This is a genomic window from Krasilnikovia sp. M28-CT-15 (genome assembly GCF_047159595.1).
Lineage (GTDB): Bacteria > Actinomycetota > Actinomycetes > Mycobacteriales > Micromonosporaceae > Actinoplanes.
This window is the reverse complement of the sequence record NZ_BAAGAK010000001.1, coordinates 3,937,207-3,953,350: the sequence shown is the minus strand read 5'-3', so window position 1 is coordinate 3,953,350 and position 16,144 is coordinate 3,937,207. Positions and strand designations below refer to the sequence as shown.

General features: G+C 72.2%; 17 protein-coding genes. 9 read left to right on the top strand and 8 right to left on the bottom strand.

Annotated features, from left to right (window positions below):
* Nucleotides 1-169: 169 nt before the first annotated feature.
* Nucleotides 170-1,138 carry a hypothetical protein gene (locus ACMCNO_RS18230; RefSeq protein WP_412750637.1) on the bottom strand — a complete coding sequence of 323 codons (969 nt, stop codon included), beginning with the start codon at nucleotides 1,136-1,138 and terminating at the stop codon, nucleotides 170-172.
* A gap of 110 nt (nucleotides 1,139-1,248) precedes the next feature.
* On the opposite strand from ACMCNO_RS18230, the gene ACMCNO_RS18225 reads away from it, so the two are divergent.
* Nucleotides 1,249-1,995, top strand: a complete 747-nt coding sequence (locus tag ACMCNO_RS18225; protein WP_412750636.1) for a phosphatase PAP2 family protein — start codon at nucleotides 1,249-1,251, stop codon at nucleotides 1,993-1,995.
* Here the strand turns inward: ACMCNO_RS18225 and ACMCNO_RS18220 are convergent.
* The 3 genes from ACMCNO_RS18220 to ACMCNO_RS18210 all read right to left on the bottom strand — a co-directional run bounded on the left by ACMCNO_RS18220 (nucleotide 1,961) and on the right by ACMCNO_RS18210 (nucleotide 4,852).
* Nucleotides 1,961-2,152, bottom strand: coding sequence for a hypothetical protein (locus ACMCNO_RS18220; protein ID WP_412750635.1), 192 nt, complete (start codon nucleotides 2,150-2,152; stop codon nucleotides 1,961-1,963). The two genes, ACMCNO_RS18225 and ACMCNO_RS18220, sit on opposite strands and share 35 nt — an antisense overlap.
* A 118-nt stretch (nucleotides 2,153-2,270) precedes the next feature.
* Nucleotides 2,271-3,743 (bottom strand): GGDEF domain-containing protein, encoded by a 1,473-nt coding sequence (locus ACMCNO_RS18215; RefSeq protein ID WP_412750634.1) that lies wholly within the window; start codon nucleotides 3,741-3,743, stop codon nucleotides 2,271-2,273.
* 98 nt (nucleotides 3,744-3,841) lie between these two features.
* Nucleotides 3,842-4,852 carry an AraC family transcriptional regulator gene (locus ACMCNO_RS18210; protein ID WP_412750633.1) on the bottom strand — a complete coding sequence of 337 codons (1,011 nt, stop codon included), beginning with the start codon at nucleotides 4,850-4,852 and terminating at the stop codon, nucleotides 3,842-3,844.
* A gap of 101 nt (nucleotides 4,853-4,953) precedes the next feature.
* On the opposite strand from ACMCNO_RS18210, the gene ACMCNO_RS18205 reads away from it, so the two are divergent.
* The 4 genes from ACMCNO_RS18205 to ACMCNO_RS18190 all read left to right on the top strand — a co-directional run bounded on the left by ACMCNO_RS18205 (nucleotide 4,954) and on the right by ACMCNO_RS18190 (nucleotide 9,133).
* On the top strand, nucleotides 4,954-6,450 hold the full coding sequence (locus ACMCNO_RS18205) for a flavin-containing monooxygenase (RefSeq protein ID WP_412753744.1): 1,497 nt from the start codon (nucleotides 4,954-4,956) through the stop codon (nucleotides 6,448-6,450).
* Complete coding sequence (locus ACMCNO_RS18200; RefSeq protein ID WP_412750632.1) at nucleotides 6,447-7,352, top strand: SDR family NAD(P)-dependent oxidoreductase; 906 nt, start codon at nucleotides 6,447-6,449, stop codon at nucleotides 7,350-7,352. Before ACMCNO_RS18205 ends, ACMCNO_RS18200 begins: the two co-directional genes overlap by 4 nt.
* On the top strand, nucleotides 7,349-8,227 hold the full coding sequence (locus ACMCNO_RS18195) for an alpha/beta fold hydrolase (protein WP_412750631.1): 879 nt from the start codon (nucleotides 7,349-7,351) through the stop codon (nucleotides 8,225-8,227). Before ACMCNO_RS18200 ends, ACMCNO_RS18195 begins: the two co-directional genes overlap by 4 nt.
* A gap of 198 nt (nucleotides 8,228-8,425) precedes the next feature.
* Nucleotides 8,426-9,133, top strand: coding sequence for a phosphatase PAP2 family protein (locus ACMCNO_RS18190; protein WP_412750630.1), 708 nt, complete (start codon nucleotides 8,426-8,428; stop codon nucleotides 9,131-9,133).
* Here ACMCNO_RS18190 and ACMCNO_RS18185 read toward each other — a convergent pair.
* Entirely contained in the window at nucleotides 9,119-9,787 is a 669-nt protein-coding gene (locus ACMCNO_RS18185) for a response regulator transcription factor (protein WP_412753743.1), read from the bottom strand. The two genes, ACMCNO_RS18190 and ACMCNO_RS18185, sit on opposite strands and share 15 nt — an antisense overlap.
* Nucleotides 9,788-9,789: 2 nt before the next feature.
* Nucleotides 9,790-11,190 carry a sensor histidine kinase gene (locus tag ACMCNO_RS18180; RefSeq protein ID WP_412750629.1) on the bottom strand — a complete coding sequence of 467 codons (1,401 nt, stop codon included), beginning with the start codon at nucleotides 11,188-11,190 and terminating at the stop codon, nucleotides 9,790-9,792.
* Between the two features lie 81 nt (nucleotides 11,191-11,271).
* Here ACMCNO_RS18180 and ACMCNO_RS18175 point away from each other — a divergent pair, with 81 nt between their 5' ends.
* Both ACMCNO_RS18175 and ACMCNO_RS18170 read left to right on the top strand, forming a co-directional pair.
* Entirely contained in the window at nucleotides 11,272-12,414 is a 1,143-nt protein-coding gene (locus ACMCNO_RS18175) for an acyl-CoA dehydrogenase family protein (protein ID WP_412750628.1), read from the top strand.
* Between the two features lie 37 nt (nucleotides 12,415-12,451).
* Nucleotides 12,452-12,916: an Lrp/AsnC family transcriptional regulator gene (locus ACMCNO_RS18170; RefSeq protein ID WP_412750627.1), complete on the top strand. Its 465-nt coding sequence runs from the start codon at nucleotides 12,452-12,454 to the stop codon at nucleotides 12,914-12,916.
* Nucleotides 12,917-13,008: 92 nt separating this feature from the next.
* Here the strand turns inward: ACMCNO_RS18170 and ACMCNO_RS18165 are convergent, their stop codons facing one another.
* Nucleotides 13,009-13,479 (bottom strand): RrF2 family transcriptional regulator, encoded by a 471-nt coding sequence (locus ACMCNO_RS18165; RefSeq protein ID WP_412750626.1) that lies wholly within the window; start codon nucleotides 13,477-13,479, stop codon nucleotides 13,009-13,011.
* A 119-nt stretch (nucleotides 13,480-13,598) separates the two neighbouring features.
* Here ACMCNO_RS18165 and ACMCNO_RS18160 point away from each other — a divergent pair, with 119 nt between their 5' ends.
* The gene (locus tag ACMCNO_RS18160; RefSeq protein WP_412750625.1) at nucleotides 13,599-14,069 is read left to right on the top strand and encodes a cupin domain-containing protein; all 471 of its coding nucleotides are present in this window, start codon (nucleotides 13,599-13,601) and stop codon (nucleotides 14,067-14,069) included.
* 311 nt (nucleotides 14,070-14,380) lie between these two features.
* Nucleotides 14,381-14,572 carry a CsbD family protein gene (locus tag ACMCNO_RS18155; protein WP_412750624.1) on the top strand — a complete coding sequence of 64 codons (192 nt, stop codon included), beginning with the start codon at nucleotides 14,381-14,383 and terminating at the stop codon, nucleotides 14,570-14,572.
* Between the two features lie 72 nt (nucleotides 14,573-14,644).
* Here the strand turns inward: ACMCNO_RS18155 and ACMCNO_RS18150 are convergent, their stop codons facing one another.
* Complete coding sequence (locus tag ACMCNO_RS18150) at nucleotides 14,645-16,036, bottom strand: KamA family radical SAM protein (protein ID WP_412750623.1); 1,392 nt, start codon at nucleotides 16,034-16,036, stop codon at nucleotides 14,645-14,647.
* Nucleotides 16,037-16,144 lie beyond the last annotated feature (108 nt).

The window sequence follows — 16,144 nt, the reverse complement described above, 5'->3', positions numbered from 1 at the left end:
ATCACGGAGAGCGGTGGCGTCCGCAAGGCGGCGAGCGGGTCAGGGGAGTGGTGCCGGGATGTGCGGGGCTGCTGAGCGGTGTTGACGCGTTCGGTCATCACGCGACGTCGTCGCGCACACGGTGTGCTGAGTGCCCGGCGTGAAGATGCGCCCAGCCGCGCGGGGCCGGTCAGGCCGTCCGGTCGACCGTGACGGTGCCCATGCCGGCGACCGCGGCGATGTCCACCCGGTCCGTGGCCGCCGCGAAGTCGGCGGTGGCGACCGACCCGCCGCGCGGCAGGCCGTCACGGGCGCGGCCGTCGATGACGACACGGTTCGCGCCGCCACCGGCGCGGATCCGCAGCGGGCTTCCCGCAGCGGCGTGCAGGCGCAGCTCGTTGATCCCGGCGCCGATGCGCACCGGCAGAGTGCCCTCCGGCCGGGGCAGGGACAGCTCGATCCGGGCCGCGCCGCCGCTCAGGTCGACGGCGTCGAGGCGGGCCGCCTGCAGGTCCAGTACCGCCTCGGAGACCCCGGCGGTGGTCCGCACCGTCCAGCGGGCCTCCGGGTCGAGGGTGATCTCCACGGCCCGCGCGCCGGGCGCGGGTGTCACCCGGACCACCGTGCCCGTGCCGTCGGTGCGGGCCTGCCCGCCGCTGACGCGGACGAGATCGCGCCCGGTGTCGCCGGCCCGGACACGGATGCTGGTCACGGCGTCCGCCAGCTCGAGCCGGGCGGTCCGGGCCCGGGTGGGCGCCGCGGACGAGGGGGTCCCGGTCGGACGGGCCGGTGCCGCGAGACCGGTCGGCACGGCCTGGGTCGCCCCGGGGCCGACGGCGATGGGCCGGGGGTCGGTGTCCCCGTCGCGGGTCAGCGCCGCCAGGACCACCGCGCTGCCCGCCAGCAGTGCCACGGCCAGCGTGCCGCCCAGCCACACCACGATGCGCCGCGGCTTCGGGGGCGCCGCGATGATCCGCGGACCGTCGTCCGCGTCGGCCTGCCCCGTGGCTTCGGCAGGCGTGGCTGCCCGGTCCGGCCCGGCCGGGCCGCCCGGGTCATGCTGCATTTCCAGCGGGGAGTCGACAAGCGAGCCGGTCGCGGGCGGCCGGGCCGTCGAGGACGCGCCCGTTCCGCTGCCGGTCGGTACGGAACGGTCCACGGCGTCTCCTGGGCAGGTGGCGGGGCGCGGCGGCCCGCCACGCTCACCCGGAGAGTACGGACGGCGGATCCGGACAGATCAGTACGGCCGGATCGGGTATTGATGGGCCCATGCCCACCTCACCCCGGTCGCCCGCCCGCGCGCGCCGGCTCGACCCGGACTCTGTGCGGGGGTTTGCGCGCACGGGGGCGGCCACGGCGGCGTTCCTGCTTCTCGGGCCGTTCACGCTGCTCACCGTCCTGGTGGTCAGCGGGTGGTCGCCGCTGTGGGCGGCGGATCGGTGGGTCAGCGCCACCATGCACGGCTACGCCCTGGAGCACCCCGGATGGGTGCGCGTGATGATCGGGGTGAGCGCGGTGTTCGGGCCCGCCTGCCTGCGGGTGGCCACCGGCCTGCTGGTGGCGTGGCTGCTGCTGCGCGGGCGGCGCGGGCCGGCGCTGTGGGCGGCCGTCACCATGGCCGCCGGGGGTCTGCTGGGGCTGGCGGTCCGCCTGCTCGTCCGGCGCCACCGCCCCGACCCGCCCGACCCGGTCGCGTGGGTCGCGGGGTATGCGTTCCCGTCCGGGCACGCACTCAACGCCGCGTTGGCCGCCGGGGTGTTCCTGGTCGTCCTGCTGCCGCACACCCGCGGACGCCCGGTACGGCGGGCGCTGCTCTGCGTCGTCGCGGCGGCGGTCGCGGCGCTGACCGGGTTGAGCCGGGTCGCGCTCGGAGTGCACTGGGCCACCGACGTGGTGGGCGGGTGGGTGCTGGGTGTCGCGGTGCTCGCGGCCACCGCCGCCGGGTGGACGGCCGCGCGCGCCCGGCGCGGCCGTCCGATGGTCACAGGTACAGGTCGACGCCCTGGCCGTCGCTGAGCTTGGCCACCACCATCTTCATGGCCTGGTCGGGGCTGATCAGCGCGTTGAGCAGGTCGGCCTGAGCGTTGACCTGCGCCCGCTGCGAGTACGGGTCCTGCTGCTGGCCGACTGCCTGCACCGCGAACGGCGTGGAGCCGATGGCACCGACGGACATGACAACCTCCGGGGTCGGGGACAAGGTGATCTAGAGATCGCCCGGCGCCCCCGGAACTTGAGGAAAACCTGAGACCGCGACGGCGCCTGCCGGAACGGGGCCGGGTCACGCCGCCGGGTCACGCCGCCGCGGCGTGTGCCGGCGGCGGCTGTGCCGGGTCGCAGGCGATCACGATCCGGTTCCGGCCGGCCGACTTCGCGGCGTACAACGCGGCGTCCGCGCGGGCGGTCAGCTCCTCGGAGGTCTCCACGCCGTCCCAGGCCGCCAGCCCGGCGGAGAACGTCTGGCCATGCGGGGTGACGGCCAGCGCGCGCGCCAGCACCTGCCGGGCCTCGTCCCCGGCGGAGTCCGGCAGCAGCACCACGAACTCCTCGCCGCCGACGCGGGCCAGCAGGTCCATCCGCCGCAGCGCCCCCAGCCAGGCCACGGCCGCCTCGGCCAGCAGCCGGTCCCCGGCCGGGTGGCCGTGGGTGTCGTTGTACCGCTTGAAGTGGTCGAGGTCGATGACCGCGACGCAGATCGGGGTGCCGCGCCGGCGGGCCTGCTCCAGCGCGCGGGGCGCCTCGTCGTTCCACGCGCGGCGGTTCGGCAGCTTGGTCAGCTCGTCCTCCCGCGACAGCGCGCGTACGCAGTCCGCCTGCCGTTCCACCTCGCGCAGCAGTTGCGCCATCCGCGTGACGACCAGCAGGAACAGTGCGGTGCAGCCGACGACGATGGCTGGTCCGTCGGTGACCTTGCCGGCCGCCACCTGGACCGCCAGCAGTGCGGGGGCGACCAGGGACGTGACGGTGAGGGTGGCCAGCATCGCGCCGCTGAGCCGCGGCGCGGTGTGTACCGCCGCCCGGTCCAGCTCGGCCGCACTCGGGTGCAGGGCCGCCACCGCGAACAGGCTGTACGCGACCAGGAACACCATCGCGACGGCGCGCGTCAGCGCAACGCTCCCGCTGATGTCGATGTCGAGGTTGCCGAGCACCACCCAGATCGTGTCGCCGACGAAGAACGCGCCACCCGACGCGGTCATCCACCAGAACGCGGAGCCGCGGGCCCCGCCCGAGCGCACCAGGCGGGTGAGCATCGCCAGCAGCAGCAGGTCGCCCACGGGGTACGCGATCTGGATGGCCCGGCCCAGGACGGTCATGTCGTCGCTCTGCGCGGTCGGCTCGATCACGTACACCCAGGCCAGCAGGCCCAGGCCGGTGGTGAACGTCGTCGCGTCGACCATCGCCGCCCAGTTGCGGCGCGGTTCCCGCGCCCGGATGAGCAGCGCGAAGCCCAGCGCGCAGCCCGGATACAGCAGCAGGAACAGCGGGTCGCCCGGGGTCGGGGACCAGTCGATGTGCAGCACCTCGGAGGCGTAGACGGACGCCGCGATGCCGCTGGCGTTGGCGCCCAGCCCGGCGGCGACACACCACCAGGGCCATCGGCGCCGCCCCGGCAGCCGCCGGGTGCCGACGACAATCGCCGCGACCGCCGCGTACCCGATGCCGACCTGCCAGCCGGCGTCCCACCACGGATCGTCCGGGACGATCTGGTACGCGGCGACGAGCAGGGCCGCCACGACCGCGTACGCCTTCCACCCGCGATCGCCCATGGCTTCCCGACTCCTCGTACCCCTGGCCGCCTCGCCGGGCCATGGGTTCATTGGATCGGCCACCGGGCCAGCGGCCCGGAGACCCGGCGGGTTGCGGTTCAGGTGCGGTGGTGCGTGCGGCGCAGTTCGCGCGGGGTCACCCCGAACCAGCGCCGGGCCGCCCGGGTCAGCGCAGACTGTTCGGTGAGGCTGACCATTGCGGTGATCTGGGACAGCGGAAGGTCACTGCGGGCGATCAGCTGGTACGCCGCCGCGCGCCGCGCGTCGTCGAGCAGCGCGGCGAACGTGGTGCCCTCGGCGGCGAGGCGCCGCTGCAGGGTCCGCGGGTGGGTCTGCAACTGCCGGGCGATCGCCGCGATGTCGACCGGCGCGCTGCCCAGCGACTGCGCCAGCAGGTGCTGCACCCGGGCGCTGACGGTCTGGCCGGGGGCGGGGTAGTGGTGGGTGAGGTAGTCCAGCGCGATGTCGCGCAGTACCTGGTCGCCGCCGGGGACGGGGGTGGCGGTCAGGTGCGCGGGCACGCGCAGGACGGCGGCGGGTTTGCCGAACCGCACGTCGGCGCCGAAGAACGCGGTGTACCGGGCCACGGGTGCCAGCGGCGGGTGCGGCAGGTGCACCGAGCGCAGCCCGTACGGGCCGCCGTGCAGCAGCACGATGATCCGGTGGAACAGGCCCACGCCGAGGTCGAGCGCCTGCGGCGGCAGCGGTTCGTCGGTGCCCGCGTACCGCAGGCCGATCACTCCTGGCTGACCGGCGGGGTCGGCGATCCGTGACACCGCCAGTGCCGGGCTGTGCACGAAGAGGTACTGGGTGGCGCAGTCGAGCGCCGCGCCGAAGGTGGGCGAGTTCTCGATCGCCACGGCCAGCGGCCCGAGCACGGTCATGTCCTGCTGTTCGGCCAGGCGCAGCCCGAGGTCGGGGCAGGCCAGTTCGGCGGCCGCGGTCTCCAGGATCCGGTCGGCGGTGGCGGCACCGATCACCGCGTCGTCACTGTCCAGCGCGGCCGGTGGCACCCGGAAGCGGGCCAGCAGGGCGGTGCCGTCGCCGCCGAGGTTGTTCAGGAGGTCGGGCAGCCCGCGCAGACCGGCAGCGCGAACCATCGATCCCATGTCGCCTAAGGTTAAATGAGTGTCGCGCAAAGGCAAGTCCCCCGCGTGCGGGTGCCCGAGACTGAGCGGAACCAGCGCGGCGATCGAAGGAGTCCGATGTGCTGACGGAACACCTCGACGTCCTCGTCATCGGCGCCGGCCTCTCCGGGATCGGCGCGGCGTGGCGGCTGCAGCACGAACGCCCCGGCATCCGGTACGCGATCCTGGAGGCACGCGCCGGGATCGGCGGCACGTGGGATCTGTTCCGCTATCCGGGCGTACGGTCCGATTCGGACATGTACACGCTCAGTTACCCGTTCCGGCCGTGGCGGGGCCGCGAGACGATGGCCTCGGGCTCCAGCATCCGCCAGTACATCCGCGACACTGCGGACGAAGCCGGCATCACCGGCCACATCAGGTTCAATACCCGGGTGCTCAGTGCCGAATGGTCGTCGGTCGCCGCCCGCTGGACCGTCCAGGCGGCCGTCGGCACCGACCTCCAGCCGCAGACCTACACCTGCGATTTCCTGTACGCCTGCGCCGGCTACTACGACTACGCGCACGGCCACGAACCCGACTTCCCCGGCCTGGCCGACTACACCGGCCGGTACGTGCACCCGCAGTTCTGGCCCGACGACCTCGACCACACCGGCAAGCGGGTCGTGGTCATCGGCAGCGGCGCCACGGCGGTCACGATCGTGCCCGCGATGGCGGGCACCGCCGCGCACGTGACCATGCTGCAGCGTTCCCCGTCGTACCTGACCCCACTGCCGGGCACCGACGTGGTGGCCCAGGGGCTGCACAAGGTGCTGCCCGCCCGCGCCGCGTACCGGGCCGCCCGGGTCAAGAACATCCTGCTGTCGCAGGGCTTCTACCAGCTCGCCCGGCACCGCCCGGACCGCGTGCGGCGGATCCTGCGCCGCTTCGCGGTGCGCCACCTCGGCGACCCCGCGTACGTCGACGAGCATTTCACCCCGGCCTACCAGCCGTGGGACCAGCGGCTGTGCGTCGTGCCCGACGGCGACCTGTTCGAATCGGTACGGCAGGGCCAGGCGTCCGTGGTCACCGACCACATCGACCGGTTCGTGCCCGAGGGGATCAAGCTGGCCTCCGGCCGGGTCCTGGAAGCCGACATCGTGGTCTCCGCCACCGGCCTGTCCCTGCTGGCGGTCGGCGGCGTCACCCTGAGCGTGGACGGCGCACCGGTCGACATCGCGGCACAGATGACCTACCGCGGGGTGATGCTCGGCGGAGTGCCGAACTTCGCCTACTGCATCGGCTACACCAACGCCTCCTGGACGCTGCGCGCCGACCTGTCGTCACGCTTCGTCTGCCGCCTGCTGACCTACCTGGACCGCCACGGGTACGCCAGCGCCACCCCGGTTCCCCCGGTCGGCGGCCGCCGCCGGCCCCTGCTCGACCTCACCTCGGGCTACGTGCAGCGCGGCGTGGACCGGTTCCCGGCGCAGGGCGAACGCGACCCGTGGATCGTGCGGCAGAACCACCTGCGCGAGGCGTTCACCACCCCGCGCGCCGACGTCAGCCGCGACATGAGGTTCACCCGGCGCGCCGCCCCCGCCGCCCCGGCCGACTCCACGCTGGAGGACATCGCCCCATGACCCGCCTCAGCCCGTACCGTTTCGCCGGGCGCACCGCCGTGCTCACCGGCGCCGCCAGCGGCATCGGCGAACAGCTCTCCCACGGCCTCGCCGCCCGCGGCAGCGATCTGGTCCTGCTCGACCGCGACGCGCTGCGCCTCGACACGGTCGCCGGGGCGCTGCGCACGGCGTACCCGGGAATCACGGTGCAGACCCACGTCGTGGATCTCGCCGAGCGGGCCGCCGCGGTCGCCGCCGCCGAACGGATCCGCGCCGAGCACCCCGCGATCAACCTGCTCATCAACAACGCGGGCGTCGCGCTGGGCGGCCGATTCGAGCAGCTCACCCTCGAGGAGTTCGAGTGGGTGATGGCGGTCAACTTCAGCGCCCCGCTCGTGCTCATCCACCACCTGCTGCCCGCGCTGGCCGCGGCCCCCGGCAGCCACCTGGTCAACGTCTCCAGTCTGTACGGCCTGATCGCCCCGGCCGGGCAGTCCGCGTACAGCTCCAGCAAGTTCGCGCTGCGCGGACTCAGCGAGGTGCTGCGGGCAGAACTGCGCGACCGGACCATCGGGGTGACCACGGTGCACCCCGGCGGCATCCGCACCCGGATCGCCGAGTCCGCGCGGGTCGGCGTGAACGTGTCCACGGAGGAGTTCGAGCAGGGCAGGCGGATCTTCCAGGCGCTACTGACCTACCCGCCGGAGAGGGCGGCCGAGCAGATCCTCGACGGGGTGCACCGCCGCCGGGCCCGGGTGCTCATCGGCGCCAGCGCGAAACTGCCCGACCTGCTGGCCCGGATCACCCCGGCCCACCACATGCGGGTCATCCACGCGCTCACCGCCTCGCTGGTCCGCGCCGCCGCGAGCCGCACCAGACCCCCCGCCGAGCAGCCCACCACCGGACAGGAGGCCGCCCGATGACCGCGACCGTGGACGCCCCCGGCACCACCTACGTCTCGGTACGCGGTGTCCGCATCCGGGTCCGCGAGACCGGTGACCCGGCCGGTCCGCCCGTGCTGCTGCTGCACGGCATCGGGCGCAGCCTGGAGGACTGGGATCCCCAGCACGACCGGTTCGACGGCGAGTTCCGGGTGCTGAGCATGGACCTGCCCGGCTACGGGCTGTCCCAGCGGATGCCCGAGACCACCACGCTGGCCACGCTGGCCGACGGCGTCGCCGCCACCCTGGACGCGCTCGGCGAGCACCGCCCGCTGCACCTGATGGGCAACTCTCTCGGCGGCGCGGTCGCCCTGCAGATGCTGGCCCGCGACCCGTCGCGGGTGCAGACCCTGGCATTGGTGAACAGCGCCGGGTTCGGCCGCGAGGTCACCTCGATGTTGCGCGTGCTGGCCGTACCCGGGCTCGGCCGCGTGCTGCTGAGCCGCACCGACCGGCGGACCGCGCGGCACGTCGAGCTCCAGCAGTTCCACGACCGGGCGTTCGCCACCGAGGCCCGCATCGCGCACGCCCTGCGCGTGGCCACCCAGCCCGACCGCGTGCCGGTGTTCCTGGAGACCGCGCGGGCACTGGGCACCTTCCGCGGTGTCCGGCCGACCTGGCGTTCGGCGCTGCTGCGGGAGGTGGCCGCGCACCCGCGCCCCACACTGATCGTCTGGGGCGACCGCGATCTCATCCTGCCCGCCACCCAGCTGGCCGCGGCGCGCACGGCCCTGCCGCACGCGCGCTCGCACATGTTCGCCGACACCGGGCACATGCCGCAGATCGAGCGCGCGGACGAGTTCGCGGCGCTGGTCCGCCGCTTCCTCGCCGACGCGCAGACCGAAGCACCCGCCTGAACCCCACCCGGCACGAGATCGATCACATCGGTCCGTGCCATGGTCGCGGCTTGCGCGGCGGGTGGGGGTGCGAAGAGCCCGGCCCGCCGGTGGTCGTGGCGGCTGGGTGCTCGTCCGGCCAACCCTGACGAAGGTCATATGGCGGGGCTGTCCAAACGGTCGGGGCTTCGGGGCCGGCGATGAATACCTTCGCTGGCCATGGCGACGGTTCGGCGGCTGGCAGCATCAGTGTTCGTGCTCGTGACAGGCGCGACGGGGGTGGCGCTGCTGGCGCCGGGCGGACTGGGCGATGCTCAGCCACGGGCGGTGACGAAGGGTGCATCGGCCGAGCTGTATCGCATGGTGGTGGCGTCGGCGGCCCGGGCACCGGAATGGCTCGCGGCCGCGGGAAGGCACGGTGCCGCCGCGGGGTTGCTGGGCCTGGCATTGGTGCTGGCGTGGACTGGACGGACCGGTTGGCGACGCCGCAGCCCCGCGGCCGCCGGCACGGTCCTGGTCGGCGCGGCGGCCCTGGTGGCGTACCTGGCCAGCGAGGCGGTGAAGCTGGTCGTGGATGAGCATCGCCCGTGCCGCGCCTGGGGCCTGCTGTCCACCTGGGACGCGTGCCCACCGGTGGGTGACTGGTCGTTTCCCAGCAACCACGCCACCGTGGCCGGTGCCTTGGCGGCCGGCCTGCTCGTCCTCGCCCCACGATGGGCGATCCTGGCCGCGCCGTTGGCCGTGCTGGTGGCGGCGAGCAGGGTCGTCGGTGGGGTGCACTATCCCCACGATGTCCTGGCCGGACTGCTGCTGGGCGCCACGGTCACCGTAGCGGCACTGGTCGCGGGAATGCCGGCCGCTCACCGGTGGGTGAGCGCGGTGTGGCACCGCCCGCCGAGGTCGACCGCGTCGTCAGTGCGGCGTTGACGGGGTCCCCAGTCCGGCCTGGTGGGCGACGACCGCGGCGGCAGCCCGGTTAGGCGCGCCGAGACCCGCGAGGACGGCGCTGACGTGGGCCTTGACCGTACCTTCGACCAGGCTCAGCTCCCGGGCGATCTGCCGGTTCGACAGTCCACGGCCGAGCAGCGCGAGAACCTGCCGCTCCCGGTCGGTCAGCGTGGCCACCCGCTGCCGGGCCGCCTGCAGATCAATGCCGGCCCGGGTCGACGTGAGGTGGGCCACCACGCGGGCGGCGACCCGCGGCGACAGGTAGGCAGCCTGCGCGGCCACAGCCTTGACCGCGGCGATGAGCTCCTCGGGCGGCCCGGACTTGAGGACGAACCCGCTCGCCCCACCGCTGAGCGCCCGCAGGATGTAGTCGTCCTCGCCGAAGGTGGTCAACATCAGCACGCCTGTGCCGGGCACGGTGCGGCGGATCTCGGCGGCGGCGGTCAGCCCGTCGGTGTCCGGCATGCGGATGTCGAGTATCGCGACCTGCGGCCGGTGCCGCTGCACAAGGTCAATGGCCTGCCGTCCATCGTCGGCTTCCGCCACGATCTCGATGTCCGCATCAGTCGTCAGCACCGCACGCACGCCTGCCCGTACGAGAGGTTCGTCATCGGCCACCACGGCCCGGATCACGGTCACGATCGCAGGGTATCGAGGGTGACCAGCACGTCCTCGCGGAAGCAGAGCCGGTACGCGTCGCCGGAACGGTCGTCGAACAGGTCACTGGTCATCGCGTAGTACTCGCACACCGTGCCCGGCGCGGAGCCGACCGGCGGGACGTGTGGCACCTGCCGTGCCGGCAGCCGGGACGCGATCCGGGTGCGCTGCTGACCGACCTGCAAGGACGCGTACGCGTCGGCCCGCAGTACCGCCCGGCTGTATACCTGGTGGCGCCACAACCCGACGGCGGCGAGCAGCGCGCTGTAGGTGACCGCGGGTACCAGGATCAGCGCGACAGCGGTGCGGCTGACGCGTCGCCGATGCCGGTGGTGCACCGCGACGGCGGTCGTCGATGCGGCGCCAGCGCCGCGGCACACGTAGGGAACCCGGGCGATGACCTCCCAGTCGCCGGCGCGGGGGCCTGCCTCGAACGTGCCACCGGCCAACCGGACCCGCTCGCGCAATCCCAGCAGGCCCGACCCGTGCGACCCGCCGGTCTGCGGTTCAGCGCACGCGTTGACCACGCGCAGCACGGTCTGTGCGGGCTCGCTGGTGAGGTGGACCTCGACGGCGCTGCCCGGGGCGTGCTTGGTCGCGTTGGTCAAGGCCTCCTGCACCACCCGGTACAACGCGTGGTCGTGCATGGCGCTGGTGGTGGGCGAGGGGGTGCCGGACCGGGTCAGCCGTACCTGCACGCCGGCCGCCGCCGCCCGCTGCACGAGGTCGGACGGTCCCGCGCCGACCGCTCGTTCTTCCTGGCCGTCGACGCTGTCCCGGAGCACGCCGATGATCTCGCCCAGGTGGTCGACGACGTTCGCCAACCCCGCGCGGACCTCCTCCGCGGCATCCCGGTGGGCCGCGGCGAGATCAGGCGACAACTTCAGGGCGCCCGCGTGCAATGCGACCAGGCTCAGTTCGTGCCCCAGCGAGTCGTGCATGTCCCGGGCGATGCGCGTCCGTTCCCGCAGCCGTGCCCGCTCGGCGACCAGCCGCTGTTCCCGCTCGAGCTGTGCCGCCCGGGCCCACCCCGCCCGCATGAGTTCCGTCCCTTGCCGCCAGGCCACCCCGGCCAGCCAGCACACCAGGCCCGCGACTACCCACACCGCCACGAGCGTGCCGGCCTGTGCCAGCAGCGAGGGCACGGCGACGAGGATCGCCACCCCAACCATGATCGTCCCGGCGAGTACCACCACGGCTGGCCACGCCCGCGCAACGACGCGACCGGCCAGCAGGGACGAGACGGCGGCTGGCACCGCCCACCGCACGTCGGCGATGGTGGCCAGCAAACATGTCGCCGACACCAGCAGCGCCGACGCGCCTGCGCCACGGCGCGACGCCAGCCCACTGGGTCGCAGGCTTTCCGGCCACGTCATCATCGGGCCGACGATACGGAATCTTCGCCGGCGCAGCGTGGGCCGAGGCTGCCGCCTCGCCTAACGAACGTTAAGCTGGATGCCGTGACGGTCGATCGCATACTTCCCACGGACGAGGCTTACGAGCTTCTCGGGCTGGCCCAGGAGATCGCCGACGGCGAACTGGCGCCCCGGGTCGCCGACTTCGAGGCACGCGGTGAGTTCCCCCGCGACGTGCTGCGCACGGTGGGCCGGGCCGGGCTGCTCGGCTTGCCGTACCCGGAGGCCGATGGCGGGGCGGGCCAGCCGTACGAGGTGTATCTGCAGGTCCTGGAGGTGCTGGCCGGGCGCTGGACGGCGATCGCCGAGGCGGTCAGCGTGCACACGCTGTCGTGCTTCCCGGTGGCCGCGCACGGCAGCGAACGGCAGCGCAAGATGCTGCCGGACATGCTCGGCGGTGACCTGCTCGGCGCGTACTGCCTGTCCGAACCGCAGGGCGGCTCGGACGCGGCCAACCTGGCCACCCGCGCGGAGCGCGACGGTGACGACTGGGTGCTCACCGGGACCAAGGCATGGATCACCCACGGCGGGCAGGCGGATTTCTACAACATCTTCTGCCGTACGGGCGGGCCGGGCGCGTCCGGCATCTCCTGCGTGCTGGCCGACGGCGACACACCCGGGCTGATGCCGCAGAAGCCGGAGAAGACCATGGGTCTGCGCTCGTCGCCGCCCGCGCAGATCGTCCTCGAGGGCGCCCGGGTGCCCGGCGACCGCCTGGTCGGCACGGAGAACGGCGGTTTCCGCATCGCCATGGAGGCCCTCGATGCGGGCCGCCTGGGCATCGCCGCGTGTTCGGTGGGGCTGGCCCAGGCCGCGGTGGACTACGCGGCCTCATACGCCCGGGAGCGCGAGCAGTTCGGCCGCCCGATCGCGCAGTTCCAGGGGCTGAGCTTCATGCTGGCGGACATGGCCACCCAGGTGTCGGCGGCCCGGGCGCTGATGCTGGCGGCGGCGCGGCTCAAGGATGCCGGGCGGCCGTTCTCGGTGGAGGCGGCGAAGGCGAAGCTGTTCGCCACGGACGTCGCCATGCGGGTGGCCACGGACGCGGTGCAGGTGCTGGGCGGGTCCGGCTTCGTCTCCGATCACCCGGTGGAGCGCTGGTTCCGCGAGGCCAAGGTGATGCAGATCGTGGAGGGCACCAACCAGATTCAGCGGTTGGTGATCGGACGGTCGTTGACGCGCGGCTGACGTCGGGCGCTCCAGCTTCGACCGGTATCTTGACGCCGTGGAAGAGATCGATCGTGCGATCGTGGGCGCCCTCACCGTGGACGGGCGGCTGTCCTATACCGACCTGGCCGAGCGGGTGGGCCTGAGTGTGTCGGCGGTGCACCAGCGGGTGCGGCGGTTGGAGCAGCGTGGCGTCATCGGCGGGTACACGGCCCGCGTTTCGTACGAGGCGCTGGATCTGCCGCTGACCGCGTTCGTGGCGATCCGGCCGTTCGACCCGTCGCAGCCGGACGACGCCCCGGAACGGCTGGCCCACCTGTCGGAGATCGACTCCTGTTACTCGGTGGCGGGGGAGGACTTCTACCTGCTGCTGGTGCGCGTCGCCAGCCCGGCGGACCTGGAACGGCTGCTCCAGCAGATCCGGACCGCGGCCAACGTCACCACGCGCACCACGGTGGTGCTGTCCACGCCGTACGAGAACCGCCCACCCAAGATCTCTCCCAGCGGCACATCTTCCACCTAGCCTCCTAGGACGCCATGCACGATGGGGACCCGGTCACCCGCGCTCGAACTACGCCGCCGCTGCTCTCGCAGACGCAACCGCAAGCAGTGGCCTCAGCGCAGTTCCGCGATCCGGGCCCGGGTGTTGGCGGGAGACTCGGGGTGCCCGTGCTCGACCTCAGCCCGGACGTCAGCCACGGTCTTGCCGGCCAGCTCGCGCCGCCAGGCCAGGTCTGCACCCCGCATGGCATGGGCGAACGCGCAGGACTGTCGATAGTCGACGCCCGCGTGTTCCCCCGGCCCCTTGCTGAGGATCTGGTCGCAACGGAACAGCTCCTCCGGGCCCTCGATCGCTGCCACGATGTCCAGCAGGGAGATCGTTCCCGGGGCGCGGGCCAACTGGAAGCCTCCGCGCGGTCCCGAGGTCGACGTCAGGATGCCGGCCCGGACCAAGGCTTGGAGCTGCTTGTTCAGGTAGGCCGGAGGCAGCTCGTAGAACGCCGCGAGGGCGCTGGTGGGCACTGGGGCGTCCAGCCAGCTCAGGTTGAGGCACGTGTGGAGGGCCCATTCGACGCCCTGGCTCATCCGCATATTCCTGGACTCTACAGGTCCAGGAATATGTGACGCCCGCCATGATCACTGGCGCCTTCACGGATACTGGATATCTAATGTCTAGAAATTGGCGAGCACACAAGGAGCCGACCGTGACACTGGTACGCGCAGCCCAGGCCGAGGTCCTCGACAGCGACCCGGCCAGCGTGATCACGCTGCTACTCGACCCGGAGCACACCGGCGGCGCCTTGACCAGCAACCGCACCCTGCTCAAGCACGGCAGCGACGGTGCCCCGCCGCACCTGCACACACACTCCGGCGAACTGTTCTTCGTGCTCGACGGTGCCCTCGAGATGCTGGTCGGAGACGAGTTGCACACCCTGCACAAGGGAGACGTGCTCTTCGTCCCGCCGAACACCCCGCACGCCTTCGCTCCCGCCGACGGCCAGGACGCCGATTTCCTCGTCGTGATCACCCCTGGCAGGCCCCGGTTCGACTACTACCGACTGCTCGACAAGGTGCACCAGGGCGAAGCCACCTGGCAGGAGGTCGGCCAGACCCAGGACCGCTACGACAACCACTACGTGGAAAGCCCGGTGTGGGCTGGCCGCGCGGCCAGCTGACACCCGGTCCGAGGCGACGTTCCCGGCACGCCCTGTCCAGGCCGGGTGGGACGGTCTTCGACGAAGAGCGGCCTGCGTGGCGCGGCCTCCCAGCTCAGCGACCTCAAAACGGCGAACTGCGAACTGACGGCTACGCGCATTGCGGTGAAGACCGGCTCGAACTCTCGAATCACAGGATCCTAGGATGCCCTACAGGATGTGCGCCTCGTCTCGGCAGGCGCCCGACGGGTTTCAAGTCGGAGCCCTTCGGGCACTGAATCTCCTCGAAAGGCAAGGAACTTCTTTTTTCGAGCCCCCACTGGAGGTCGACGATGAGCCTCACCGACAAGATCAAGAACAAGACCGAGGAAATGACCGGCAAGGCGAAGCAGGGTATCGGCGACGCCACGGACAACGAGCGGCTGCAGGCGGAGGGCCAGGCCGAGGAGACGTCCGCGCATGCGAAGCAGGCCGGTGAGCACGTGAAGGACGCGGGCCGCGACGTCCGCGACGCGTTCAGCTGAGCCGACACTCCTTCCGCTGGATACGACGACGGCCCCCGGGGATCACCCGGGGGCCGTTCGCGTCTTCCCAGCTCAGGCGGTCGCGGTGGCGTCCTCCTGCTGCTTGCGCCACCACTGCTGGCCGGATTCGGGCAGGGTGTCGATCGGGTCGTAGTAGGCGTACAGCTTGTTGAGAGCCTCGGCGTCGTCGGCCTCGATCGACGTCCGGTAGTTCTTCGTCCAGTACGAGATGCCGTTCTCACGGTCGTACTCGGACACCATGTGCACCCAGCGCTTACCGACGAACGGCACGTCGCAGACGATCCGCGGGGTGGCGTAGCCGGGTAGGTAGCCCATCATGTCGTGCTGCAGCTGCTGGGCGTACCAGACCGGGACGCGCCAGTGCTCGGCGTTGGGGATCATGTCGCACATGTAGAAGTAGTACGGCAGGATGCCGGCCTCGCCCTGCAGACCGAAGCACAGGTCGAGCAGGTCCTCGGTGGTGGCGTTGACGCCGCGCATGAGCACGCCCTGGTTGCGCACGTCGCGGACGCCGACCTCGATGAGGGTACGGGCGGCCTGGGCGACCAGCGGGGTCAGCGAGTTGACGTGGTTGACGTGGGTGTGCACCGCGAGGTTGACGCCGCGCCGTTCGGCGGTGATGGCGACGCGGTGCAGGCCCTCGACGACGTCGGACTGCAGCCAGTGCTGGGGCAGGCCCATGAGCGCCTTGGTGGCCAGCCGGATGTCGCGCACGGTGGGCACGGACAGCAGGCCCATGAGGTAGTTCTCGAGCTGCTTCCACGGCACGTTGGCGACGTCGCCGCCAGAGACCACGACGTCGCGGACGCCGGGGTGGGCCTTGAGGTAGGCGAGGTGGGCGTCGTAGCGGTCGACCGGCTTGAGGGTGAGCTTGAGCTTGTCGACCGTGGGGGTGCTGTTGCCGACGAGGTCCATGCGGGTGCAGTGGCCGCAGTACTGGGGGCAGGTGGAGAGCAGCTCGGCCAGGACCTTGGTGGGGTAGCGGTGGGTGAGGCCCTCGGCGACCCACATGTCGTGCTCGTGCAGGGAGTCACGGGTGGCGTGGGGGTGTGACGGCCAGTCGAGGTGCCGGTCGGTGGCGACCGGGATCATGTATCGCCGGATGGGGTCGGCGTAGAAGGACTCCGTGTCGGGGGTCCGGTCCGGCACCATGGTGTTGAGCATCTGCGGCGGCACCAGCATCGACATGGTGGCCAGGCGCGTCATGTCGGTTTCGAGGTCGGTGTAGAAGCGCTCCTCGAGCAGGTCGCCCATGACGGCGCGCAGCTGCTTGATGTTCTTGACGCAGTTGACGCGCTGCCACTGGGCGTTTTCCCACTGGGCGGCAGTGACGTCACGCCAGCCGGGGAAGCGGGTCCAGTCCGGTTCGACCAGGGTGCGGCGCTGGTACTCGTAGGGCTGCCCGGTGGCGGGGATGGCAGCGCCCGAGGGGAGCTGAGTCAACGGGTCCTCCTGGGTCGGGTGTGCGGACGGCTCGACCATACTGGAGAATCTTCGGTCTAGAAACCGTCGGTCCGTAGGATTTACGGTAGGGCGGCTTCACGACAGTTT